The sequence below is a fragment of the Kitasatospora sp. NEAU-69 genome, assembly GCF_057158765.1.
On record NZ_JBWXUE010000004.1, the window covers coordinates 291,669 to 315,543 of the forward strand.

Consider the following 23,875-nt stretch of genomic DNA (forward strand, 5'->3'; position numbering starts at 1 on the left):
CGCGAAGCGCGCCGGTGGAGGGTGGTGGCGGGCGACGGGCGGGCAGGGCGGGTGGGACCGGCGGGGGCGGCCGCCGCGCTGGGGCCGCCCCGTCGAGCAGTGGTCAGCCGGCGGTGAAAGCGGTGTACTCGTCGGCGCTGAGCAGGTCCGCGGGGGCGTCGGAGATGCGCAGCTTGAACAGCCAGCCACCCTCGAAAGCGGCCGAGTTGACCAGCGCCGGGTCGGCGACGACCTCGTCGTTGATCTCGACGACCTCGCCGGTGGCGGGGGAGTACAGGTCGCTGACCGACTTGGTGGACTCCAGCTCGCCGCAGGTCTCGCCGGCGGTGACGGTGTCGCCGACGGCGGGCAGGTCCACGTAGACGATGTCGCCGAGGGCGGTGGCGGCGTGCTCGGTGATGCCGACTATCGAGACGCCGTCAGCGTCGGCGGTGGTCAGCCACTCGTGCTCCTTGCTGTACTGCAGGTGCTGCGGGTTGCTCATGGTGTTCATTCTCCAGGATGGGAAGCGGGAAGGGCGAAGCGGTCCGCGGTGCGGACTGCTTCGTGGGACGAGAGGGAGAGGGGTGGCTCGGCGGCCGGGCTTCAGCGGGCGCGCTTGTAGAACGGCAGCGCGACGACCGCGACCGGCTCGTGCTTGCCGCGCACGTCCACCGCGACCTCGCCGCCGGCAGCGGCGAAGGCCGCGTCCACGTAGGCGATCGCGATCGGCTTGCCGAGCGTGGGGGAGGGCGCGCCGGAGGTGATCCGGCCGATCACGGCGCCGTCGGCGGCGACCACCGCGTACTCGGCGCGCGGCACCCGGCGGCCCTCGGAGACCAGGCCGACCAGCACCCGCGGCGGGTTGGACTCGGCCTTGGCGGCCGCCTCCTCCAGCGCCTTGCGGCCGACGAAGTCGCCGCCGTTGGTGGTCTTGTCGAAGCGCACCACGCGGCCCAGGCCCGCGTCGAACGGGGTCAGCGAGGTGTCCAGCTCGTGCCCGTACAGCGGCATGCCGGCCTCCAGGCGCAGCGTGTCGCGGCAGGACAGGCCGCACGGGATCAGGCCGGCGGCGGAGCCGGCCTCGGTCAGCGCCTGCCACAGGTGCTCGGCGTCGCCGGGGGCGCAGAAGATCTCGAAGCCGTCCTCGCCGGTGTAACCGGTGCGGGCCAGCCAGACGTCCTTGCCGGCCACCGTGGTGGGCAGCAGTGCGTAGTACTTCAGGCCGGGCAGGTCGGCCTCGGTGAGCGAGGCGAGGATGCCGTTCGCCTCCGGGCCCTGGACGGCGAGCAGCGCGTAGGCGTCGCGGTCGTCGCGCACCGTCGCGTCGAAGCCGGCCGCGCGCTCGGTCAGCGCGTCCAGCACCACCTGGGCGTTGGAGGCGTTCGCGACGACCATGTACTCCTGCTCGCCGGTCCGGTAGACGATCAGGTCGTCCAGGATGCCGCCGTCCTCGCGGCAGATCATCGTGTACCGGGCGCGCAGCACGCCGAGGGCCGAGATGAAGCCGACCAGCGCGTGGTCGAGCAGCTCGCCGGCCTGCGGTCCCGAGACGGTGATCTCGCCCATGTGCGAGAGGTCGAAGAGGCCGGCCTTGGTACGGACGGCGAGGTGCTCCTCGCGCTCGCTGCCGTAGCGCAGCGGCATGTCCCAGCCGGCGAAGTCGGTCATGGTCGCGCCGAGGGAACGGTGCAGGGCGTCGAGCGCGGTCAGGCGGGGGGACATGGTGGGACTCCCGTGGCTGGTTGCGGACATGCGGGGGTGGAGTCTCCCCGTCTGTCGTCGCAACCTGAGAGCTTCACCGCACACCACCAAGGATGACGCGGCTTGCACCGTGGGTGGGCGCACGGCACGGCCGTGTTCCACTTTCCAGATTCGCCTCGCCCGTGCGGTAAGGGTGCCTGAGAGATTCCGGGGAGGACTTGCTCCTTCGGCGCCGGTCCGTGCCGTGGGCACCTCCGGACTCTCCCGCGCGGGTTCGAGCGGCCAGTATGAAGTTGGTCGGTCCGGTGGTCCGGTACAGCCGTTCGGTTGTCGGACACGGGGACAACGGGCACATCATGGCATGCCGGTGCGCCCGAGCGGGAGGGGAGGGCTCGGTACGCTTGCACTATGAGAACAGAGGGGTGGGCCGAGCCCGGGCAGGCACCGGCCGGCGGCGGCTGGCCGGCCAACGAGCTGGAGCAGGTGCTCACCGCCGCGCTCGGCGAGCCGGCGGCGACCGCCCGGGTGATCGAGGTGCTCGCGCGCAGCCAGGTGTGGATCCCGTTGCCGTCCGGCGCCGATCCGCAGGGCCACGCGCTGGACCTGCCGACCATCGAGCTGGCGGGCGGGCCGTACGTCCCGGTCTTCTCCTCCGAGGAGCAGTTCCTGCGGCACGCCCCCGGTCTGTCCTGCGCGGTCGCGCCGGCCTGGGAGTTCGCCCGCGGCCTGCCGCTGGGCATCGGCATCGCGGTCAACCCGGAGGCGCCGGTGGGGATCCCGGTGCCGCCGCAGGGCGTCGCCGAGCTGCGCCGGGGGCCGCAGGGGGATCGCTGGGGCGCTGAGCCGGGCGCGCAGCCGCCGCAGGGCGCCCGGGTCGCGCTGCGCGAGCCGGAGCCGGCCGAGGAGCCGGTGGCCTTCCTGACGGCGGTCCGCGCCGAGCTGGCCGCGCTGCCCGGGGTGCTGACGGCCCGGCGGGCGCTGGCCTCGGTGGAGGGCGAGCCGACGGTGCTGTTCGTGGGCGTCCAGCTCGATCCGGCCGCGCCCGCCGACCCGGCCGAGGCTAATGCCGCGCTCGGCCGCGCGCTCGGCCTGGCGCCGCTGCCCGGCGGTGTGCACATCGTGCTGCTCGACTTGGCGGCCGACCCGGTGGTGGACTGGATGCTGCACCAGGTCCGGCCGTTCTACGAGCGGTTCTGAGCCGTCCTGCGACACCAGGCCCGACCGGCATGACGCATGTCGGCCGGGCCCCGTATCGTGCTGCCCACAGCGCGGCCGCCAACCGGCCCCGCTGCCGGACCGGAGCACCGGCCGGACGCGGGACGGGTCGGGCCAGGACGGGCCGGGCCAGCAGGTCGGGCCAGGACAGGCCGGCCGGGCCGGGGGTGGGTCGGCTCGGGCCGGACCAGGACAGGGAAGAGGGCGCACCGTGACGACGGGAGCGGCAGGTGGCGGGCCGGGCCCCTGGGGTCAGGCCCCCGGCGCGGACCCGGGCGCCCTGGAGCGCGCGCTGCGCGAGGTCGCACCGGAGCGCTGGGACGCGTACGAGCGGCTGCTGCACGCCCTCGCCGAGGGCCGGGTCTGGATGCTGCTCTGGCAGGGCAGCGCGGGCAGTCCGGACGCACAGTACGGGAACATGGACCTCGCCGGCCACGGCTACGCGCCGGCCGCCACCTCGCCCGGCCAACTCGCCGCCAGCGGCTGGACCCGCGGCCACGAGGTGATCTCCGGACGGGAGATCGCCGCCGCGCTGTACCGCACCCGCTGGGGCCTGTGGCTCGATCCGCACGCGCCGGGCGGCGGCGTCGGCATCCCGTGGGCCGATCTGCGCCGGGTCGCGGCGGGTCTGGACCGGCTGCCGGCCGGGCCGCTGAAGCTCTCCGAGCCGCAGGTGCCGGCCGAGCAGTTCTACGCGCTGCTGGAGCGCCAGGCGCCGTCGGTCCGTCCGGTCCGCGCGCTGCGCCGGGCCTGGGTGCAACCGGTCGTCGGCGAAGCGTACTTGGCGATCGGGCTGGAGCTGTACGACACCTCGCCGCCGGCCGTCGAGGCGGTCCGGGCGCTGATGCAGCGGGCGATCGCGCAGGCGCCGCCCGGCCTCGCGGTCTCGACCGTGGCGATGAGCGACGAGTACGACCCGGTGGCGCTCTGGATGCACGCCCACGCCCGGCCGTTCTACCACCGCGAGGCCACCGCGTCGCCGTACCCCGCCGCGCCGGTCGTGCAGGCTGTGCCGGCTGTGCCGTATCCGCCGGGGGTGGCGCCGGGGCAGGCGCCGCACCAGGGTTCGTACGGCTATCCGGCCCCGGGTTCGCAGCCGCCGCCGGGCACCGGCCACGGGTGGCCGCAGCAGCCCTGGCCGCCCCGCCCCGCGCGCTGAGACGCCCCGCGCGTCGCGCGCTGAAACGACCCCGCATCCGGCTGGTACAGACCGGCGTGCGCGGGCCTTCCGTTCACTCTCCGTCAACTGATCGGGCAGCACCTCTTCCCTTTCGGGCATGACTGACGATCCGTCAGTCATGCTTCGGCATGCCCGCTGACCAGGCCGCATGTGTCCGGCGGGTGGCCGATATGCGACCCCGGGGTTTAGTGATCTTGAATCCCAATAGATCACAGTTGGGCATCCTTCGAGGGGGAGGGCTGGCGCAAGCCTGTTCGCAGCATGGAGAGTTCTGCGCACCGCACCAGCCGAGCAGCCAGGGGTGCATAGACCGCGGGTCCTGACCTGGACCTGACATGGTCGCGCCTGCCCCCTGACTGCCCATGGGCCGACAACCGTCGGCGAGGGGACCCGAACTGCCCATGACCACACCCACCGACACCACCGCCCCCGCACCGGGCGATCCCGCGGCCGAACCGGCCCAGGAAGCCAAGCGGATCGAGGGCCGCTCGCCCGGCAAGATCGCGTGGGCCCGCCTGAAGCAGGACAAGGTCGCGCTCACCGGCGGCGTCGTGGTGATCCTGCTGATCCTCGCCGCGATCTTCGCGCCGGTGCTGAGCTCGCTCCTCGGCCACCCGCCGGACCAGCCGCACCCGGACCAGATCGACCCCAACCTCGGGCTCCCCAAGGGCTCGTTCGGCGGCATCAACGGCCAGTTCCTGCTGGGCGTCGACCCGACCTTCGGCCGGGACGTCTTCAGCCGGATCCTCTACGGAGCGCAGATCTCGCTGCTGGTGGCCTTCCTGTCCGCCGCGGTCTCGGTGATCATCGGAGTCCTGCTCGGCATCGCCGCGGGCTACTTCGGCGGCTGGGTGGACGCCGTGATCAGCCGCGTGATGGACGTCCTGCTCGCCTTCCCCCAGCTGCTGTTCAGCATCGCGCTGGTCTCGGTGATGCCGGACTCGCTGCTCGGCCTCTCCGGCAGCGGCGTGCGGATGCTGATCCTGATCCTGGTCATCGGCTTCTTCGGCTGGCCGTACATCGGCCGCATCGTGCGAGGCCAGGCCCTCTCGCTGCGCGAGCGCGAGTTCGTGGACGCGGCCCGCAGCCTGGGCGCCGGCGGTGTGCACATTCTGCTGCGCGAGCTGCTGCCGAACCTGGTGGCGCCGATCCTCGTCTACACGACGCTGATCATCCCCACCAACATCCTGAGTGAGGCCGCGCTCAGCTTCCTCGGCGCCGGCGTGAAGCCGCCGACCCCGTCCTGGGGACAGATGCTCTCGGACGCCACGAAGATCTACCAGGTCGACCCGACCTACATGGTGGTCCCCGGCATGGCGATCTTCATCACCGTGCTCTCGTTCAACCTCTTCGGTGACGGTCTGCGCGACGCGCTCGACCCCAAGGGCAACTGACCCTTCCCGTACCGCGGTTCACCACTGGCCCAAGGCCCGGCTCCCCTCTGGGGACTCCCTGCCCGCGGCGGCCCACGCCGGCGCGCACTTCATCAGGAGGATCCACACCCATGACGCGCAACAGGACGCTCGCTGCCGCCGCCCTGGTGGCCACGCTGGCCCTCACCACCGCTGCCTGCGGCGGCTCCAAGGGCGGCGGTGGCGGCCCCAGCGCCAGCGGCTCGTCGGCGAGCGGCTTCAACGCCGCCGCCACCAGCGTGGTGAACGCCTCGGACAAGAAGGGCGGCACCATCAACATGTGGACGAGCACGGATGCCGACTCCTGGGATCCGGGCCGCGCCTACTACGCCTCGGTCTGGAACTTCGAGCGCTACTACGCCCGCACGCTGCTGGCCTACGACTCCAAGCCCGGTGCGGCCGGCCTGAAGCTGGTGCCGGACCTGGCCACCGAGCAGCCGACCGTCTCCGCGGACGGCAAGACCTACACCTTCAAGCTGAAGAGCGGTCTGAAGTTCGAGGACGGCACCCCGATCACGTCCAAGGACATCAAGTACGGCATCGAGCGCCCGTTCGCGCAGGACGTGATCAGCGGCGGCCCGACCTACCTGATCAACGACCTGGACGAGGGCCAGAACTACAAGGGCCCCTACACCGACACCGACCCCAACAAGCTGGGTCTGAAGTCGGTGCAGACGCCGGACGACAACACCATCATCTTCAGCCTGGCCAAGCCCGACTCGAACTTCCCGTACCTGCTCGCGATGGGCAGCGCCTCGCCCGTCCCGGCCAAGTCGGACACCGGCGCCAACTACGGCAGCCACCCGATCTCCTCGGGCCCGTACAAGTTCAAGTCGATCGACCCGGGCAAGTCGGTCTCGCTGGTCCGCAACGACCAGTGGGACCAGTCCACCGACACGATCCGCAAGGCACTCCCGGACGCGGTCAACCTGACCATCACGACCAACGCGGACGACATGGACTCCCGGCTGCTGGCCGGCACCGCCGACATCGACTTCAGCCAGACCGGCCTCTCCCAGGCCGCCCAGGTCAAGGTGCTCACCGACCCGTCGCAAAAGGCCAACACGGACGACCCGTACAGCGGCTTCATCCGCTACATCTCGCTGGTCCCCAAGGTCGCGCCGTTCGACAACATCCACTGCCGTAACGCGGTGATCTACGCGGCCGACACGACCGCGCTGCAGACCGCGCGCGGCGGCCCGGTGTCCGGTTCGACCTACGGCAACATGCTGCCGCCGAACATCCTCGGCTCGGACAACTACGACCCGTACGGCCTGACCCAGGGCAAGCCGAACATCGAGAAGGCGAAGTCGGAGCTGGCCGCCTGCGGCAAGCCGAGCGGCTTCACCACCACGATCGCCGTCCGCGGTAACAAGGACAAGGAGGTCAACACCGCCGTCGCGCTGCAGACCTCGCTCAAGGCGATCGGCGTCACCGCGAACATCGACCAGTACGACGGCAAGCTGATCTCCTCGGTGATCGGCGCGCCGGACGTCGTGCACAGCAAGGGCTACGGCCTGATCGTGATGGGCTGGGGCGCCGACTACCCGAACGGCTCCGGCTTCCTGCAGCCGCTGGTGGACGGCCGCTTCATCACCAGCAACGGCAACAACAACTACTCCGAGCTCAACGACCCGCAGATCAACTCGATGTTCGACCAGGCGAGCGCGGAGACCGACCCGGAGAAGGCCGCCCAGATCTACCAGCAGATCAACCACAAGGTCATCGACGGCGGCTACTACCTGCCGGTCGTCGCGGACAAGGCGCTGAACTACCGCAACCCGCGGCTGACCAACGTCTATGTCTCGCAGGCCTTCGGCGAGGTGGACTTCCAGGCCCTCGGCACCTCCGACGGCAAGTAACCCGCCAGTCCACCTCCGTAGTTCGCACAGCTAGACCGAAGGGCAGGTGAAGGCTCCGCCGTGGTCGGCCGGGGATCCCTACAGGGGAACCCGGCCGGCCCGGGGCGGTGCCGGCCGCAGTGCTGGTGTATTTCATCCGACGGCTCGTCAACGTGGTCGTCATGCTGCTGGTGGTCTCCGCGGTGACCTTCGGCATCTTCTTCATGGTGCCGAAACTCACGGGTAGCGACCCCGCACTGCTGTACGTCGGCAAGATCGCCGACAAGGTGGCGCTGGAAGGCATCCGGCACAAGATGGGCCTGGACAAGCCGATCATCGAGCAGTACGGCCTGTTCCTGAAGGGCCTGGTGGTCGGCCGCGACTACAACGCCGGGACCGACATCACCCACTGCGCCGCGCCGTGCTTCGGGTACTCGTTCAAGACCGAACAGGCCGTCTGGCCGCTGCTGCTGAACCGGCTCGGGGTCACCGCCTCGCTCGCCGCCGGCGCCTCGGTGCTCTGGCTCGGCTTCGGCACCGCGACCGGCGTGGTCTCGGCGCTGCGCCGCCGGACCCTGATGGACCGCTTCTCGATGACGGTCGCCCTGGCCGGTGTCTCGCTGCCGATCTACTTCACCGGCATGCTGGCCAGCGCGATCTTCGTCTACCAGCTCGGCTGGTTCCCGCACGACTACGTGGAGCTCACCCAGGACCCGATCGCCTGGGCGCAGAACCTGGCACTGCCGTGGATCACCCTCGCGTTCCTGTACGCGGCGACGTACGCCCGGCTCACCCGGGCCACGCTGCTGGACGTGCTCGGCGAGGACTACATCCGCACCGCGCGGGCCAAGGGCCTGAACGAGCGGACCGTCATCGGCAAGCACGCGATGCGCTCCACGCTGACCCCGATCCTGACCATCTTCGGCATGGACCTGGGCGGCCTGATCGGTGGCGCGGTGCTCACCGAGACCACCTTCAACCTGCGTGGTCTCGGCTACGAGGCGGTCAGTTCGATCGCCTCCAGCGACCTTCCGGTGATCATGGGTGTCACGCTCTTCGCCGGGTTCTTCATCATCATCGCCAACCTGCTGGTCGATGTGCTGTACGCCGTTGTCGATCCCCGGGTGAGGCTGGCATGAGCAAGACCGACAAGACCGCCGCCCAGACGCAGGTGGACAGCGCCGTCGGGGCGCCGGACAGCTTCCTGGCCGTGCGCGACCTGAAGGTGCACTTCCCGACCGACGACGGTCTGGTGAAGTCGGTGGACGGCCTGAGCTTCACGCTGGAGAAGGGCAAGACGCTCGGCATCGTCGGCGAGTCGGGGTCGGGCAAGTCCGTCACCTCGCTCTCGATCATGGGCCTGCATCGGATGGGCACCAAGCGTGGCGCCCCGCAGATCAGCGGCGAGATCTGGCTGAACGGCCAGGAGCTGGTCGGCGCCGAGCCGGAGCGGGTGCGCAAGCTGCGCGGCCGCGAGATGGCGATGATCTTCCAGGACCCGCTGACCGCGATGCACCCGTACTACACGGTGGGCGCGCAGATCATCGAGGCGTACCGGGCGCACAACCCGTCGGCCACCAAGAAGGAGGCCCGCACCCGGGCGATCGAGATGCTCGACCGGGTGGGCATCCCGCAGCCGGACCGGCGGGTGGACGACCACCCGCACCAGTTCTCCGGCGGCATGCGCCAGCGCGCGATGATCGCGATGGCGCTGGTCAACGACCCCTCGCTGCTGATCGCCGACGAGCCGACCACCGCGCTGGACGTCACCGTCCAGGCGCAGATCCTGGACCTGATCCGGGACCTGCAGAAGGAGTTCGGCTCGGCGGTCATCATCATCACCCACGACCTCGGCGTGGTGGCCGAGCTGGCCGACGACATCCTGGTGATGTACGGCGGCCGGTGCGTCGAGCGCGGGCCCGCCACCACGCTCTTCGACGCCCCGGAACACCCGTACACCTGGGGCCTGTTGGGCTCGATGCCGCGACTGGACCGGGACCTCCAGGAGCGCCTGATCCCGGTGAAGGGCACCCCGCCGAGCCTGATCAACGTGCCGAGCGGCTGCGCCTTCCACCCGCGCTGCCCGTACGCCGAACTGACCGGCGGCCGCTCGACGACGGAGCGGCCGGTGCTGGCCGAGGCCGGGCCCGCGCACTTCGCCGCGTGCCATCTGCCGGCCGCCGAGCGCCATCGGATCTTCGCCGACGAGATCGCGCCCCGACTGTGAACGGCCCGGCTGTGAACACCATGGAGATCTGAGCATCATGACGGACACACAGGCCAAGGCCGCACCCGCACCCGCACCCGCCGCCGACCGTGAACCGCTGCTGCGCGTCACCGACCTGGAGCGGCACTTCCCGATCACCAAGGGCCTGCTGCGACGCCAGTCGGGCGCCGTCCGGGCGGTGGACGGCCTCTCCTTCTCGGTGCGCCCGGGTGAGACGCTCGGCGTGGTGGGGGAGTCCGGCTGCGGCAAGTCCACGATGGGCCGGCTGATCACCCGGCTCGACGAACCGACCGGCGGCAAGGTCGAGTTCAACGGCACCGACATCACCCACCTGGGCACCGGGGCGATGCGGCCGCTGCGCAAGGACCTGCAGATCATCTTCCAGGACCCGTACTCCTCGCTGAACCCGCGGCACACGGTCGGCACGATCGTCGGTGCGCCGTTCCGGCTGCAGAAGGTGGCCACCGAGGGCGGCATCAAGAAGACGGTCCAGGAGCTGCTGGAGCTGTGCGGGCTCAGCCCCGAGCACTACAACCGCTACCCGCACGAGTTCTCCGGCGGTCAGCGCCAGCGGATCGGGATCGCCCGGGCGCTCGCGCTGCGGCCGAAGATGATCGTGGCGGACGAGCCGGTCTCCGCGCTCGACGTCTCGATCCAGGCCCAGGTCGTCAACCTGCTCGACGACCTGCAGAAGGAGCTCGGCCTGACCTACCTGATCATCGCGCACGACCTCTCGGTGGTCCGGCACGTCTCGGACCGGGTCGCGGTGATGTACCTGGGCAAGATCGTCGAGATCGCCGACCGGGACTCGCTCTACGCCCGGCCGGCGCACCCGTACACGACCGCGCTGATGTCGGCCGTGCCGGTGCCCGACCCGCGTCGCAAGGAGCGCCGGGAGCGGATCCTGCTGACCGGCGACGTGCCCTCGCCGATCAACCCGCCGAGCGGTTGCCGGTTCCGGACCCGCTGCTGGAAGGCGCAGGACATCTGCGCGGCGCAGGAGCCGCCGCTGCTGGAGCTGCGACCGGGGCACCAGGCGGCGTGCCACTTCCCCGAGGGCGACGGCGACGGCGCCGGTACGCCGGAGGGCCAGGTGCCCGCGCAGACCAAGCGGTCCTAGGCCAAGCGGTCCTAGGTCAAGCGGTCCTAGGTCAAGCGGCCCTAGGACTGCGGGACGGCTGCCGGCCTAGGTCGTTCGCCCGATCCGGGCCGACTGTCCCCTCGTTACGGTGAAGATCGACTGGTCGCATGATCAGTCGATCGCCCGACGAGGGGACAGTGCCATGCCCGCCAATGCCCAGGCCCACCTGCGGATCGCCCGTCCCAGCGCCGACCTCGCCGCCATCGAGCGGTTCTGGGTCGAGGGCCTGGGCCTCGACGTGCTCTGGCGCCACAGCGGCACCGGCGCGGTCGGCGACCACTCGCTCGTGATGGCCGGCTGGCCGGACGCCGCCTGGCACCTGGAGCTGGTGGACGACCCCGAGCAGGCCGCCGTCTCGCGGCCCGGCCCGGAGGACCTGGTGGTGGTCTACCTCGGCGAGCCGGTGCCGGCCGAGCTGGTCGCCCGGATCGAGCGGCACGGCGGCGAGCGGGTGGCGGCGCACAACCCGTACTGGGACGAGTGGGGCGTCACGCTGCGCGACCCGGACGGCTACCGGCTGGTGCTCTCCTCGCGCAGCTGGGGGAAATAGCACAGGCAACCCGGTGCGCGGGTGAGACGTGAGGCGGGGTGGCCTCGGTCGAAGGGCACACTAGTTCGGTGACCTCGCAGATTTTCTCGCCCGATGTACAGCAGACCCTCGACCTGGTCGGCATCTTCGTCTTCGCCGTCTCCGGTGGACTGCTCGCCGTCCGCAAGAACATGGACATCTTCGGCATCTGCGTCCTGGCCGAGGCCACCGCGCTCGGCGGCGGCATCGTGCGCGACCTGCTGATCGGGGCCACCCCGCCGGTCGCGTTCACCAACCTCGGGTACTTCCTGACGCCGCTGGTGGCCGGCATCGTGGTGTTCTTCCTGCACCCCGAGGTGGAGCGGATCAACCGCAGCATGCAGACGCTGGACGCGCTCGGGCTCGGGCTCTTCTGCGTGACCGGCACCGCGAAGGCGCACGACTACGGGCTCGGCTCGGTCGCCTCGGTCGCGCTCGGCATGCTGACCGCGGCCGGCGGTGGCGTGATCCGCGACGTGCTCGCGATGGAGACGCCCTCGCTGCTGCGCTGGGACCGCGAGATCTACGCCGTGCCGGCCCTGGTCGGCGCCACGCTGGTGGCCGTGCTGATCGCCATCGGCCACCTGACCACGATCACCGCGAGCAGCGCCGCGATGATCGCGTTCGCGCTGCGGATGCTGGCGCTCAAGTATGGCTGGCGCGCACCGCGTGCTTGGCACCGCAACGGTTCTCGCACCAGCGAGGAGTAGGCGAGCCGCCGTAGGCCAGCGAGATCGCCTCCACCGTGCAGAGCAGCTCCGGCAGCAGCCGGCTCAGCTCGCCCACCGCGGCCGTGGCGACCGGGGCGGAGATCGCGCAGGCGGCGATAGCCTTGCCCTCGCTGTCCTTGATCGGCGCGGCCAGGCAGTTCACCGCCTCCTCGTACTCGGCCTGGTCCAGCGCCCAGCCCTGCCGGCTCACCGCGGTCAGCTCGCCGCGCAGTTCGCCGGCCGAGCGCAGGCTGCGCGGCGTGCGGGCCGGGAACTCCATGTCGTCCAGCGCCGCGGTCAGCTGATCCTCGCTCAGGTCGGCCAGCAGCACCCGCCCGGTCGCGGTCGCCGCGGCGGGCGCCCGCCGGCCGATCCCGGAGGCCGGGCCGAGCCAGCAGCGCGAGTCGGTCGGATAGCGGGCCTCGACCTTGTCCACGTAGAGCACCTCGGGGCCCTCCAGCACCGCGAGGTGCACGGTGTGGCCGTAGCGCTCGTTGAGCGAGGCCAGGTAGGGCGCGGAGACCTGGCGGACGTCGATGCCCTCCAGCGCGGAGTGGGCGAGCGAGAGCAGCCGGCCGCCGAGCCGGTAGCGGTGGTCGGACTGGCGGTGCACGAAGCCGTGCTCCTCCAGCGTGCGCAGCAGCCGCAGGGCGGTGGACTTGTGGACGCCGATCCTCTTCGCGGCCTGCTCCAGCGAGGCCGGGCCGTCGCCCAGCGAGGCCAGGATCGTCAGCGCCCGGTCAACGGTCTGCGACATAGCCCGTACCTCCCCGATAGGTGAGACCGACCGGCAGATGGTGGGCGGCGTCGCGGCGCCCGTGCTGTCGGTCGGTCCAGTCGCCAGAGCGGCGAGGCTAGCTGTGCGTTGCACACCGTGCAATGGCCAAATCGTGACTATCGCCGGGCCGTAGCCGGGCCTGGGGCCGAAGCCGGTGATCGGGACGCCTACACTTAACAGCGCCATGCCATACCTCGACCATGCGGCCACCACCCCGATGCTCCCCGAGGCGATCGCCGCGATGACGGCGCACCTGGGTGCCACCGGCAACGCCTCCTCCCTGCACGCCGCCGGCCGCCGGGCCCGCCGCGTGATAGAGGAGTCCCGCGAGTCGCTCGCCGCCTCGCTGGGTGCCCGGCCGAGCGAGATCGTCTTCACCGCCGGCGGTACCGAGTCGGACAACCTCGCCGTCAAGGGCCTGTACTGGGCCCGGCGGGACGCCGATCCGGCGCGGGTGCGGGTGCTGTGCAGCCCGGTCGAGCACCATGCGGTGCTGGACGCGGTGCACTGGCTCGCCGAGCACGAGGGCGCCGCCGTCGAGTACCTGCCGGTGGACGGCTACGGCCGGGTGCACCCGCAGGCGCTGCGCGCGGCGATCGAGAGCGATCCGGCCTCGGTCGCGCTGATCACCGTGATGTGGGCCAACAACGAGATCGGCACGCTCCAGCCGATCACCGAACTGTCGGCCATCGCGCGCGAGTTCGGGATCCCGATGCACGCCGACGCGGTGCAGGCGCTGGGTCAGGTGCCGGTCTCCTTCGCGGACTCCGGGCTGGACGCGCTGACCGTCACCGGGCACAAGATCGGCGGCCCGTACGGCGTCGGCGCGCTGCTGCTCTCCCGCGGGGTCGCGCCGGTCCCCCTGCTGCACGGCGGCGGCCAGGAGCGCGACGTGCGCTCCGGGACGCTGGACGTGCCGGCCGCCGCCGGGTTCGCCGTCGCCGCCGAGCTCGCGGTGGCCCGCCGCGAGGAGCACGCCGTCGCGCTGAGCGCGCTGCGTGACGACCTGATCGCCCGGGTGCTGGCCGCCGTTCCGGACGCCGTGCTGAACGGCGACCCGAACGATCTCGGCCGACTCCCGGCCAACGCGCACTTCTCGTTCCCCGGCTGCGAGGGCGACGCGCTGCTGATGCTGCTCGACGCGGCCGGCATCGAGGTCTCCACCGGGTCGGCCTGCTCGGCGGGGGTGCCGCAGCCGAGCCACGTGCTGCTGGCGATCGGCGCGACGCCGCGCCTCGCCCGTTCCTCGCTGCGCTTCTCGCTCGGCCACCCGTCCAGCAAGGCGGACGTGGACGCGCTCGCGGAGGCGATCGGGCCGGTGGTGGACCGGGCCCGCAACGCCGGGCAGCGCTGATCCGACGCCGGGCAGCGCCGGCTCCACGGCCGGGCAGCGCTGACTCCGCGCGCGCCCGCGTACGCTGGGGGGACTATGACTGACTTCCCTGGTGCCCCGACCGGCCGGTCCACCGGCTCCCGTCTGCGCGTCCTCGCCGCGATGTCCGGCGGCGTCGACTCCGCCGTCGCCGCTGCCCGCGCGGCCGAAGCCGGGCACGAAGTCACCGGCGTGCACCTGGCGCTCTCGTCCAACCCGCAGTCGTTCCGCACCGGCGCCCGCGGCTGCTGCACGATCGAGGACTCCCGCGACGCCCGGCGCGCCGCCGACGTGATCGGCATCCCGTTCTACGTCTGGGACCTCGCCGAGCGGTTCCGCGAGGACGTGATCGACGACTTCGTCGCCGAGTACGCGGCCGGCCGCACGCCGAACCCGTGCCTGCGCTGCAACGAGAAGATCAAGTTCGCCGCGCTGCTGGACAAGGCGATCGCGCTGGGCTTCGACGCGGTGTGCACCGGGCACTATGCGCGGATCGTCGAACTGCCCGGCGGTGGCCGCGAGTTGCACCGGGCGGTGGATGCCGCCAAGGACCAGTCGTACGTACTCGGGGTGCTGGACGCCGAGCAGCTCGCGCACTCGCTCTTCCCGCTCGGCGACACCACGAAGGACGCGATCCGCGTCGAGGCCGAGCAGCGCGGCCTGGCGGTCGCGAAGAAGCCGGACAGCCACGACATCTGCTTCATCGCCGACGGCGACACCCAGGGCTTCCTGGCCAGGCACCTGGGCACCGCGACCGGCGACATCGTGGACACCGAGGGCGTCAAGGTCGGCGAGCACGACGGTGCGTACGGCTTCACCATCGGCCAGCGCAAGGGCCTGCGGATCGGCCGCCCGGCGGCGGACGGCAAGCCGCGCTACGTGCTGGACATCTCGCCGGTGAACAACACCGTGACGGTCGGCCCGGTGGAGGGGCTGGACGTGCTCGGGCTCACCGCGATCCGGCCGCGCTGGTGCGGCGCGGTGCCGGCGGCGGACGGGCGCTACACCGCGCAGCTGCGCGCGCACGGCGAGGAGATCCCGGTCAGCGCGTCGGTCGTGGACGGCGAGCTGCGGGTGCAGCTCGACCAGCCGGCGCGCGGCATTGCGCCGGGGCAGGCGGTGGTGCTGTACGACGGCACGCGCGTGGTCGGCTCGGCGACGATCGCGTCGACCGAGCGTCGGGCCGTCACCGAGGTCTGATTAGTCTCTTCAACTATGAACATCACGGTCTTCTGCTCCGCCTACTCGCTCGACGAGCGCTACACCGCCCCGGCCGCCGAGTTCGCCCGCCTGCTCGGCGCCGGCGGCCACACCCTGGTCTGGGGCGGCTCCAACGCCGGCCTGATGGGCCTGCTCGCCGACGAGGTCAAGGCGGCCGGCGGCAAGCTCGTCGGGATCCTGGTCGAGCTGCTCGCGCACAAGGGCTACCCGGGTGCCGACGAGCTGGTGATGACCCGCGACCTGGCCGAGCGCAAGGCCCAGCTGCTGGCCCGCGCGGACGCGGTCGTCGTGCTGGTCGGCGGCCTCGGCACGCTGGACGAGGTCACCGAGGTGCTGGAGCTCAAGAAGCACAACCTGCACGGCAAGCCGGTCGTCTTCCTGGACACCGAGGGCTTCTACGACGGGCTGCGCACCCAGCTCGCCCGGATGGACGCCGAGGGCTTCCTGCCGCGCCCGCTCGCCGAGCTGATCAGCTTCGCCGACACCCCCGCCGAGGTCTTCACCCACCTCGCCGCTGCCGCCCCCTCCTCGGCCTCCTCGGCCTCCTCCGCTTCCTCCTGACGGGACGTTCATCGATGGCTACCCACCTCCTCACCGGCGCCGGCTCCGGCATCGGCGCCGTCGTCGCCGAGCAGCTCGCGGCCCGTGGCGACGAGCTCTGGCTGCTGGCCCGCGACGCCCGGCGCGCCGCCCAGCTCCGTGAGCGCTTCCCGACCGCGCAGACCCTGATCGGCGACCTGGCCGAGCCGGCCAAGCTCTCCTGGGCCCTGGGCCACCAGAGCCCGCCGCTGCAGCTCGACTCGCTGCTGCACGTCGCCGGCATGGTCGAGCTCGGCCCGGTCGGCGAGACGCCGGTCAAGGTCTGGAACGAGACGCTGGCGGTCAACCTGGTCGCGCCCGCCGAGCTGACCCGCCTGATGCTGCCGCAGCTGCGGATGGCCCGCGGTCACGTGGTCTTCGTCAACTCCGGTGCGGGCCTGGCCGCGCACGCCGAGTGGGGCTCGTACGCCGCCAGCAAGTTCGGCCTGCGCGCGCTCGCCGACTCGCTGCGCCACGAGGAGCACGCGGCCGGCGTCCGGGTGACCACGGTCTACCCGGGCCGCACGGCGACCCCGATGCAGGAGAAGGTGCACCAGCAGGAGGGCAAGGCGTACGAGAACGAGCGCTGGATCGCGCCGTCCTCGGTCGCCACGGCGGTGCTGACCGCGCTGGATCTGCCGCGCGATGCGGAGATTACCGAGATCACGGTGCGCCCCGGACGCTAGGGTGATTCTGCGGCGGACCCGGTCCGCCGCAGAGTCGTTCGCAGTGTCGCTTGGGGGAGGGACATGTCCGTCGAGGCCAACGTCGAGTTCGAGCGGGTCAGGCCGGAGGGGCTGCGCGCCGTGCCGGTGGTCGCCCAGGCGCTGGACAACCAGTGGCTGGCCACCCGCGAGGTGCGCGGCATCTGGGACGGCAGCACCTCGCGCGGGGCCGCGCTGCGCAGCCAGGCGGGCCGGATCCGGGCGGAGTACATCCGGGCGCTGATCAACGCCGAGCAGGTCGTGGTCAACCGGGCCTACCTGTACAACAATTCGGCAGTCTCCACGGACTACCGGAGGAAGTCGCCCGGCCGCGACGCCTTCAAGAAGTTGCTCGCGGACGGCGTGCTGGTCCCTTTCCTGTGGAACGAGTCCTCGCCGGTCCAGGAGCCGGAGTTCGGGCGGCACGAGGCCGAACAGGTCTGGCCGGACTGGGTGCAGGTCGCCCAGGAGGTCCGGATGACCTGCCTGCGCCTCGACTGGGACGAGCAGGCGAACGCCACCGAGGCGCGGGCGCTGGGCGTCGAGTTCTCCCGCTACGCGCACAACCTGGGCCTGATCGACGTCCCCGCGCTCTCCCGGGCGCTGGACATCCCGGCATCCGGCGGCGAGGCACTGCGCGAACGGCTGCTCGACGTAGCGGACTTCTGCCAGGCCGAGATCCGGCGCAGCGGCCTGGTGCTGCGCGACGCGCTCTACCGGGAGTTCGTCGTGGCGGCCGGGACCAACCCCGCCGACCGCAGCTACGACCGGCAGCGGGCCTTCGGGGCTGAGATCAAGCAGGTCATCGACCTCGCCTACAACGTCAACCTGGCCGACCGGCTCGGCGCCTACGCGCTCACCCCGCAGGGCGCGGCGCCGCGCACCGCGCTGCAGGAGTGGCACCTGAAGCGGCAGGCGCCGGGCGCCGAGCTGTCGCCCGAGCAGCTGGTCGAGATCGTCCGGCGCACCGCGTTCGACGTCGTCCAGGAGGGCCTCTTCCTCGACTCCTTCGCCGAGTTGGAGCTGGCCGACGTGCTGGCGCTGCGCGACACCGAGCAGTGGCGGCGCTACCTGAGCACGCTCCAGGGCCTGTTGGCCGACCCCGAACTCGCCGACCCGCTGCACTTCGCCGACCCGGAACGCGGCGCACCGGCGGTGGTCGCCAGCTATGTCGCGATGCTCAGCGAGGCGAGTGCACGGGCGGCCCGGCGCAAGGTCGCCGCGAAGCTGGCCCGGTGGACGCCGAAGGTCGAGCTCTTCATCGACGTGGCCACCGCCTCGGTGCGCGTGCTGCTCGGCCCCAACCCGGTCTTCACGATCCTCGGTGACGTCGGCAGCTCGTTCGCCACCAAGGCCGCGCCGGTCGTGCTGCGCATGGTGATCAACCGTCAGGTCGGCCGCGCGGAACAGGCCCGCCTCGGCGCCGGCCTGCGCCTGCTCGAAGGCCGCTTCCCGGGCAACGGGCAGCGCCAGTGGGAGAAGCTGATCGCCGAACTCCGGTCGGCCGGTTGCCAGGAGCAGCCCGAACTCGCCCGCGCAGCCCGTACCGCCGAACTGACCGAGCCCGGCCGGCCCGCCTGATGGGCCCGGACCGCTACGCGCAACTGCGTCTCCACCGGCCCGAGTTGTTTCGTGGCGACCCGGACGGCATCGAGATCCTCACCGACCCCGCCGAGATCGCGGCCGCCGTGCGCGCCGTGCCGCCCGCGCCGGTGGCGGCGGCCCAACTCGGCGTCGTCTACGCCGATCCGTACGTCACCCTGGTCCGCGACCCGGTCCGCTTCCCCGGCGGCGGCCTCGGCCTGCACCTGCGGATCCTGCCGACAGCGGGAGTCCCGGGTGCTGTCGTACTGCCGATCCTCGCCGACGGCGACGTGATCCTCCTCGACCACTACCGCCACCCCACCCGCTCCTGGCACCTGGAGGCCCCCCGGGGCGGCGGCGAGGCCGACTGCTCCGACGAGCAGAACGCCCGCCGCGAGCTCGCCGAGGAACTCGACGCCGAGGCGGACGAGTTGATCCCGCTCGGCACCCTGTACCCCGACACCGGCCTGTCCGGCGGCAGCGTCCGGCTCTACGCGGCCCGAGTCTCCGGCTTCGGCGAGGTCGAGCGGGCCGAGGGCATCCGCCGCGCCGTCCGCCTCCCGTTCGCCGAGGCGGAACGCCGCGTCGCGGACGGCCGGATCACCTGCGGCTTCACCCTGGCCGTCCTCTACCGCGCCCGCCTGGCCGGGCTCTTTCAGAGCCAGGCGTGGAACGTCACCCCGGGTACGCCGTCCAGGTAGGACCTGATCGTGCTGTCCACCGTGGGCACCAGCTCCGCCGGGAGCGCACGGGCGGGCACCCACGCGACCTCGGCATGCTTCTCGGGCTCCCGGTTGACCAGTTCCCCCGACCATGCGTCGGCGGCGAAGACGACGGTCAGAAACCCGTTCGGCGCCTCGACCCCACGCGCCCCATGGATCACCTGAGCGAGCCGCAGCGCCTCGGGCGCCACGATCAACCCGGTCTCCTCCTCCAGCTCCCGGACAGCCGTCACGGTGATCGGCTCACCCGGCTCACTCTTCCCGACCGGCAGGTCCCACAGCCCCTGCCCGAACTTCGCCTTCGGCCCGCGTTGGATGAGCACCACGCGGTCGGTCTCCCGGTCGTGCACGATGACTGCGGCAACGAGGAGAGTCATCGGCTCCGTTGCTGACATCAAGATGTGCTGTCCTTCCTTCGGGCCCATAACTCTTCGGCCTTCACGAGGCGGGCGGCAGCGCGAGCCAGTCCTGCCAGCTGATGTCGCGGCCCAGGTAACGGGGCTGCCGGAACGGCCAGTCGGCGCTGATCCACTGCGGCACGAACACGTCGAGCGCGCGCTCCACCTCGCCGCCGGCGAGCTCGTCCACCACCCACCAGGAGATCTCCCCGTCGGCCCCGGCGCGCTCGGGCGGGTCGATGTAGACGCAGCCGAGGATCGCCGTCTCCTGCTCGTCCAGCAGCGCGTAGTTGAACGACTGGTGCGCGGCGATCTCCTTCTCGTGCCGCAGCAGGTCGATGCGGTCCGCCTCGTAGGTCATCGTCTCCGCGGGCCAGCCCCAGGCCGGGCCGAAGATCTCCCACAGGCGCTCCCGGGAGCCCATCACGGCCGGGTAGTCGATCGGGGTGTCCGCCTCCCGGATCGGCCGCAGGTGAAGCGCGGTGTCCGGTACGGGCACGTGGACGGGGTGGACGAAGTCGTCCGGCAGCCAACTCATAAGCGCCGAGGCTACAACTCTCCGGCCGCCCCGCCCACCGAAATTCGGCGCGCGCAGGCCGACTTCCCAGTCAGACCGTACGGCCGGCAGCCAACAGCCGCGCCCGTTCCTCCAGCTCCCGGACGTGCGGATTCCCAGCGTGCGGGCGGATCGCCGAGAGCATCGCCCGAAACCGGTCGTCGGCCCGCCCGGACTGCACATGCGGATAGTCGTCGAGCATCAACTGCCAGCTCTGACAGGCCTCTTCCAGTCGTCCGGCGGCCAGCTTCCATTCGCCGAGCATCGCCCGATGCCGCACTCGTGGGCATGGGCTGTCTGCTCGGTGGCTCAGACGGTGTACTTGTCGTGCGGGACGCCACGCTCCCAAACGGCGTCGAACGCCGATTCACAGAGCCGCACTGCGGCGGGGTCCTCGGTGAACGCGTGCCCGGCCCAGTCGCCATCGCCGGTGAAGAAGTGGAACAGCACCAGCCGGCTGTCGACGAGCCAGAAGTCGTTGCCGGGCAGCGCGATATCGGAGGCCTGCGAGCGGGGAAGCCAGCGGACCAGCTCCCCGGCCGCCACGTTCACGGCGGTTCCGGCGTGCTCGAATCGGATGTAGTCGGTCACCGGCTCGGAGACGATGCGGGCCCGGCGCATGACCACACCACGGGCAACGGTCTTCCGGACCAGCGGCACCCAGCCGCCCCAGTCGGCCGATACGGGATCCGCGTCGGGGTGGATGCCGGTCCGCTTGAACGTCTCGAAGTCCTCGGCCTCGTCGCCGACACCGTAGGAGTCACGCATCTCCAGATGCACCGCTGTGCGTTGGGCACCGTTCAGCAACTCATTGAAGTCCGGCACGTTCTGCGTCATCGCACGCCTTCCTCAAGATCGGCACCATCCGTGCCGGGATTCGGATCACGGTCTCGTGCTCGGGGATCCCCCGGTCGTGGCCGGCGACCCAGTCCGTGCCGTCGATTGTCGAGTCGGTTGCGCGTTCTTGCGTCACCGTTTCGCACGTGGCGGACCGTCAACGGCGCACGGGAGCGTTGCGGCGGAGCGTCGGGCTCCTGTCCGCCCCAGCGGCAGGCGGTAGGCAGTCCGGGGTGTTCACCCAGTCCCCGTGCGGTGCAGCCGCGCTTGCTCCACCCCAACTCGGCGCTGCGGAAAGATGGATGGATGGGCAACTGGCAGTTCGTCGGGGCAAGGGCAAGGGCAAGGGCTACACGATCACCCCGGAACAGCGCGCCGCCTACACCGCCGCACTCGACGAGACCGCCGCGTCCCTGACCGGGCAGCGGGTCAGCGAGCACCTGGGTGACTTCCTGCTGGTCAAGTGCTTCTTCTTCCTCGCCCTCATGCGGCCCACCGACCCCGCACGGCATGACAAACAGATCAAGTGGCAGTACCGGCGCGCCCTTTTCGCGATGGGACTCGATCAGTGCGAGTCGGGCAACACGATCGACACCGGTGCCTTCCCCACCCTGGAGCGGTTCACTGCTGAACAGCGGTAGGCCGGCCGGAGGCCCGCCACGAATTCCGTAGCGGGCCTCCGTGATCAACCAAGTCGAGCAGACCGCTACTCGCTCCGCAGGACCTCCGCGATCGTGAGGCGGGCTGCCGAGCGGGCCGGGAGCAGGGCGCCGAGGACCGCGATCGCGACGCCCGCCAGGGCCATCAGGGCCAGCAGCAGCGGGTGCCATACGTCCATCACGCTCGCCGGGAGCGCGTAGCCCACCGCGTCCGTCATCTGCGGGACGATCACCCGGTGCGCCGCCATCCCGAGCGGGACGCCGAGCAGTCCGCCGACCACGCCCAGGGCGGCCATCGAGGTCACCACCATCACCGTCACCTGGCGCGGCGTCATGCCGATCGACTTCAGCATGCCGAGGTCGCGGCGGCGCTCGCGGGCGTTGAGGACGGCCGTGTTGAAGACGCCGAGCGCCGCGACCGTGCCGAGCAGCAGGGTGAGGATGGTGGAGGTGCCGGCGATGGTCATGGTGATGCTGTTCGGGCTGGCCGAGTTCAAGGCCTGCGGCTCGAGTCCGTGGTCGGCGGCGACGACGGCGTCGTCATAGGCGTTGACGTCGGTGCCGTGCTTCAGCCGCACGTAGTACTGGTTCACGTCGTGACTGGCCGCGCCGTCCGGCGCGAGCGCGCTGAAGGTCCCCCAGCCGGCCTGCACCTGGTCCGAGTTGGCGGACAGGGTCTCGCCGACGATGGTCACCGTCGTCTGGTGGCCGTTCAGTTGCAGCGTGAGCCGGTCGCCGACCTGCACGCCGTGCTTGCGGACGAACGGCGCGCCGACCACGGCCTCGCCGGAGTCCTGGCACCAGCGGCCCTTGACCAGCGCGTCGCCGGAGAGTGTGGGATCGCCGCGCACGAACCAGCCGCGGATGTACTCCGGGTCCCCGACCAGGCTGAGCCGCATCGGTGCGATGGCGGAGACCTCGTCGGCGCCGGGGATGGCGCGCAGCTTCGCGTCGATCTGCGGGTCGGTCAGCTTCGGTGCGGTCATGCCGGGCAGGCCGTCCTCGCCCTCGTAGACGATGGTGCGCGGTCGGTGGTCGTCCGGCTTCCCGAAGGTCATCAGCGAGTTCACCGTGCTGGACAGCCCGGTCGCGAGCGTGACGGTGGTGACGCCGAGCACGATCGCGGCCAGCGTCATCGCGGTCCGGCCGGGGCGGGTGAACGGCTGGCCGAGCCCGAGGCTGACGGCGCGCGGCAGCCGGGTGCCGCCCAGGAAGCGCTGGACCCGCAGACCACGGCCGGCTGCCGGCGCGCTGCCGGCGCTGATCGCGCGGGCCGCCGAGAGCCGGTGGGCGCGCAGGGCCGGTGCGAGCGCGGCGAGCAGCACGATCGCGGGCATGCCGAGCAGCGTCAGCACGTCCACCCAGGGGCTGAGCGTGGCGGTGAAGTAGCCGTAGTCGAAGCCGCTGAACACCATGTGCAGCAGCGGGTGCGCCGCGAGGTCGCCGAGCACGGTGCCGAGCACCGCGCCGATGGTGCCGGGGGTCAGCACCATCACCAGGTAGACCGCGACCACCTGGTTCGGCGTGAAGCCGATGGCCTTGAGCACGCCGATGTGCCGGAAGCCGGAGATGACCGCGCCGCTGACCACGTTCGCCACGATCAGCACCGCGACGATCAGCCCGAGGATGCCGAAGCCCATCAGGAACGGGACGTAGGCGCTGGCCGTGCTCGTCATGTCCTGCTTGACGGTGAGGTAGGAGAGCGAGCCGAGCAGCGCGCCCGACGGCAGCCCGGCCGTCGCCGAGGAGAGGCCGGCCTGCACCTGGGCCGCCGAGCCGGCGTGCTGGAACCGGTAGAGCATCTGGGTGGTGGTCGGGTGCAGCGCGGATATCTGGTCGGGGGAGACCCAGGCGTTCGCGCTCTTGCTGATGCTGGAGGCGATGCCGACCACGGTGAGCGGCGGAGCACCGGGGACGTCGATGTGGTAGCCGAGCAGGAAGCCCGGTCCGGTGAGCGCGCCCGGCGGCTCCATCACGACGATCTCGCCCGGCCCGCGCACCCAGCGCCCGGCCCAGAGGTCGACGCGGTCGGCGGGCCCGCCCGGATCGGCCCGGCCGATCACGGTGAGCGAGCCGGAGAGGAAGCTCTGCGTGTGGTCGGTCCTGCTGGGCGGGACGGTGAGCACGGCCTGCTGGAACGGCCCGGCCGCGTCCGTGACGCCCGGCCGGTGGGCGGTCTGCGCGAGCTGCGCGTCGTCGACCTTGGCCGGATCGAAGGCGGCGACCACGTGGGCGCCGCGCTGCTGGTCGAAGGTGTTGTCGAACGGAGAGGACGCGGCGTCCAGCAGGCCGAGCGCCACCACCAGGGCGACCGTGGAGGTCAGCACGACCAGGCCGATCATGAACGTCTGCAACCGCCGTCGCTTCACCGCCGCGCGGGACGCCCGCCACACCGCGCCGGACAGCCCCGCGCCGCTCATCCGCCTGCGTCCTGATCTCTCGTCACTGGTCATGCTCGTCAAGGTAGGGGGAGCGCCGGGGCCGGGGC

The 23,875-nt window shown here is 71.6% G+C and carries 24 protein-coding genes and 1 riboswitch; of the genes, 16 read left to right on the forward strand and 8 right to left on the reverse strand.

Features of this window, described 5'->3' with window-relative positions:
• Positions 1–103 precede the first annotated feature (103 nt).
• Complete coding sequence (gcvH, locus tag AC060L_RS07205) at positions 104–484, reverse strand: glycine cleavage system protein GcvH (protein ID WP_483797692.1); 381 nt, start codon at positions 482–484, stop codon at positions 104–106.
• A gap of 101 nt (positions 485–585) precedes the next feature.
• Positions 586–1,704, reverse strand: a complete 1,119-nt coding sequence (gene gcvT / locus AC060L_RS07210) for a glycine cleavage system aminomethyltransferase GcvT (protein WP_483797693.1) — start codon at positions 1,702–1,704, stop codon at positions 586–588.
• Between the two features lie 154 nt (positions 1,705–1,858).
• A riboswitch (glycine riboswitch) is annotated at positions 1,859–1,960 on the reverse strand.
• A gap of 131 nt (positions 1,961–2,091) precedes the next feature.
• Between gcvT and AC060L_RS07215 the strand changes: the two genes are divergently transcribed.
• From AC060L_RS07215 to AC060L_RS07255, 9 genes are all read left to right on the forward strand, one after another.
• Positions 2,092–2,880 (forward strand): enhanced serine sensitivity protein SseB, encoded by a 789-nt coding sequence (locus tag AC060L_RS07215; RefSeq protein WP_483797694.1) that lies wholly within the window; start codon positions 2,092–2,094, stop codon positions 2,878–2,880.
• A gap of 229 nt (positions 2,881–3,109) precedes the next feature.
• Positions 3,110–4,057, forward strand: a complete 948-nt coding sequence (locus tag AC060L_RS07220) for an enhanced serine sensitivity protein SseB C-terminal domain-containing protein (RefSeq protein ID WP_483797695.1) — start codon at positions 3,110–3,112, stop codon at positions 4,055–4,057.
• Between the two features lie 422 nt (positions 4,058–4,479).
• Complete coding sequence (locus tag AC060L_RS07225; RefSeq protein ID WP_483797696.1) at positions 4,480–5,472, forward strand: ABC transporter permease; 993 nt, start codon at positions 4,480–4,482, stop codon at positions 5,470–5,472.
• Positions 5,473–5,582: 110 nt separating this feature from the next.
• Complete coding sequence (locus AC060L_RS07230) at positions 5,583–7,352, forward strand: ABC transporter substrate-binding protein (protein WP_483797697.1); 1,770 nt, start codon at positions 5,583–5,585, stop codon at positions 7,350–7,352.
• 119 nt (positions 7,353–7,471) lie between these two features.
• The gene (locus AC060L_RS07235) at positions 7,472–8,470 is read left to right on the forward strand and encodes an ABC transporter permease (RefSeq protein WP_483797698.1); all 999 of its coding nucleotides are present in this window, start codon (positions 7,472–7,474) and stop codon (positions 8,468–8,470) included.
• On the forward strand, positions 8,467–9,558 hold the full coding sequence (locus AC060L_RS07240; RefSeq protein WP_483797699.1) for an ABC transporter ATP-binding protein: 1,092 nt from the start codon (positions 8,467–8,469) through the stop codon (positions 9,556–9,558). The genes AC060L_RS07235 and AC060L_RS07240 overlap by 4 nt, the downstream gene beginning before the upstream one ends.
• A gap of 37 nt (positions 9,559–9,595) precedes the next feature.
• Complete coding sequence (locus AC060L_RS07245; protein WP_483797700.1) at positions 9,596–10,678, forward strand: ABC transporter ATP-binding protein; 1,083 nt, start codon at positions 9,596–9,598, stop codon at positions 10,676–10,678.
• Positions 10,679–10,841: 163 nt separating this feature from the next.
• The gene (locus AC060L_RS07250) at positions 10,842–11,249 is read left to right on the forward strand and encodes a VOC family protein (protein ID WP_483797701.1); all 408 of its coding nucleotides are present in this window, start codon (positions 10,842–10,844) and stop codon (positions 11,247–11,249) included.
• 68 nt (positions 11,250–11,317) lie between these two features.
• Complete coding sequence (locus AC060L_RS07255) at positions 11,318–11,977, forward strand: trimeric intracellular cation channel family protein (protein WP_483797702.1); 660 nt, start codon at positions 11,318–11,320, stop codon at positions 11,975–11,977.
• On the opposite strand, the gene AC060L_RS07260 is transcribed toward AC060L_RS07255, so the two are convergent.
• Positions 11,913–12,734, reverse strand: coding sequence for an IclR family transcriptional regulator (locus tag AC060L_RS07260; protein WP_483797703.1), 822 nt, complete (start codon positions 12,732–12,734; stop codon positions 11,913–11,915). The genes AC060L_RS07255 and AC060L_RS07260 overlap by 65 nt on opposite strands.
• Before the next feature lie 205 nt (positions 12,735–12,939).
• Here AC060L_RS07260 and AC060L_RS07265 point away from each other — a divergent pair, with 205 nt between their 5' ends.
• The 6 genes from AC060L_RS07265 to AC060L_RS07290 all read left to right on the forward strand — a co-directional run bounded on the left by AC060L_RS07265 (position 12,940) and on the right by AC060L_RS07290 (position 18,916).
• Positions 12,940–14,109 carry a cysteine desulfurase family protein gene (locus tag AC060L_RS07265; protein ID WP_483797704.1) on the forward strand — a complete coding sequence of 390 codons (1,170 nt, stop codon included), beginning with the start codon at positions 12,940–12,942 and terminating at the stop codon, positions 14,107–14,109.
• A gap of 75 nt (positions 14,110–14,184) precedes the next feature.
• A complete protein-coding gene (gene mnmA, locus AC060L_RS07270; protein ID WP_483797705.1) occupies positions 14,185–15,327 on the forward strand; it encodes a tRNA 2-thiouridine(34) synthase MnmA in 1,143 nt (380 codons plus the stop codon).
• 15 nt (positions 15,328–15,342) lie between these two features.
• Positions 15,343–15,909 carry an LOG family protein gene (locus AC060L_RS07275; RefSeq protein WP_483797706.1) on the forward strand — a complete coding sequence of 189 codons (567 nt, stop codon included), beginning with the start codon at positions 15,343–15,345 and terminating at the stop codon, positions 15,907–15,909.
• A gap of 14 nt (positions 15,910–15,923) precedes the next feature.
• Positions 15,924–16,613 (forward strand): SDR family oxidoreductase, encoded by a 690-nt coding sequence (locus AC060L_RS07280; protein ID WP_483797707.1) that lies wholly within the window; start codon positions 15,924–15,926, stop codon positions 16,611–16,613.
• Positions 16,614–16,676: 63 nt separating this feature from the next.
• On the forward strand, positions 16,677–18,212 hold the full coding sequence (locus AC060L_RS07285; RefSeq protein ID WP_483797708.1) for a hypothetical protein: 1,536 nt from the start codon (positions 16,677–16,679) through the stop codon (positions 18,210–18,212).
• Positions 18,212–18,916 (forward strand): NUDIX domain-containing protein, encoded by a 705-nt coding sequence (locus AC060L_RS07290; RefSeq protein WP_483797709.1) that lies wholly within the window; start codon positions 18,212–18,214, stop codon positions 18,914–18,916. Before AC060L_RS07285 ends, AC060L_RS07290 begins: the two co-directional genes overlap by 1 nt.
• Here the strand turns inward: AC060L_RS07290 and AC060L_RS07295 are convergent.
• From AC060L_RS07295 to AC060L_RS07310, 4 genes are all read right to left on the reverse strand, one after another.
• Entirely contained in the window at positions 18,871–19,362 is a 492-nt protein-coding gene (locus AC060L_RS07295; RefSeq protein WP_483797710.1) for an NUDIX domain-containing protein, read from the reverse strand. The genes AC060L_RS07290 and AC060L_RS07295 overlap by 46 nt on opposite strands.
• A gap of 13 nt (positions 19,363–19,375) precedes the next feature.
• Positions 19,376–19,873, reverse strand: coding sequence for a GNAT family N-acetyltransferase (locus AC060L_RS07300; RefSeq protein ID WP_483797711.1), 498 nt, complete (start codon positions 19,871–19,873; stop codon positions 19,376–19,378).
• 70 nt (positions 19,874–19,943) lie between these two features.
• A complete protein-coding gene (locus tag AC060L_RS07305) occupies positions 19,944–20,156 on the reverse strand; it encodes a hypothetical protein (protein ID WP_483797712.1) in 213 nt (70 codons plus the stop codon).
• A gap of 44 nt (positions 20,157–20,200) precedes the next feature.
• Positions 20,201–20,728 carry a DUF6879 family protein gene (locus tag AC060L_RS07310; RefSeq protein WP_483797713.1) on the reverse strand — a complete coding sequence of 176 codons (528 nt, stop codon included), beginning with the start codon at positions 20,726–20,728 and terminating at the stop codon, positions 20,201–20,203.
• Positions 20,729–21,030: 302 nt separating this feature from the next.
• Here AC060L_RS07310 and AC060L_RS07315 point away from each other — a divergent pair, with 302 nt between their 5' ends.
• Positions 21,031–21,369, forward strand: a complete 339-nt coding sequence (locus tag AC060L_RS07315; RefSeq protein ID WP_483797714.1) for a hypothetical protein — start codon at positions 21,031–21,033, stop codon at positions 21,367–21,369.
• 65 nt (positions 21,370–21,434) lie between these two features.
• Here the strand turns inward: AC060L_RS07315 and AC060L_RS07320 are convergent, their stop codons facing one another.
• Positions 21,435–23,840 (reverse strand): ABC transporter permease, encoded by a 2,406-nt coding sequence (locus AC060L_RS07320; RefSeq protein ID WP_483797715.1) that lies wholly within the window; start codon positions 23,838–23,840, stop codon positions 21,435–21,437.
• Positions 23,841–23,875: the final 35 nt, after the last annotated feature.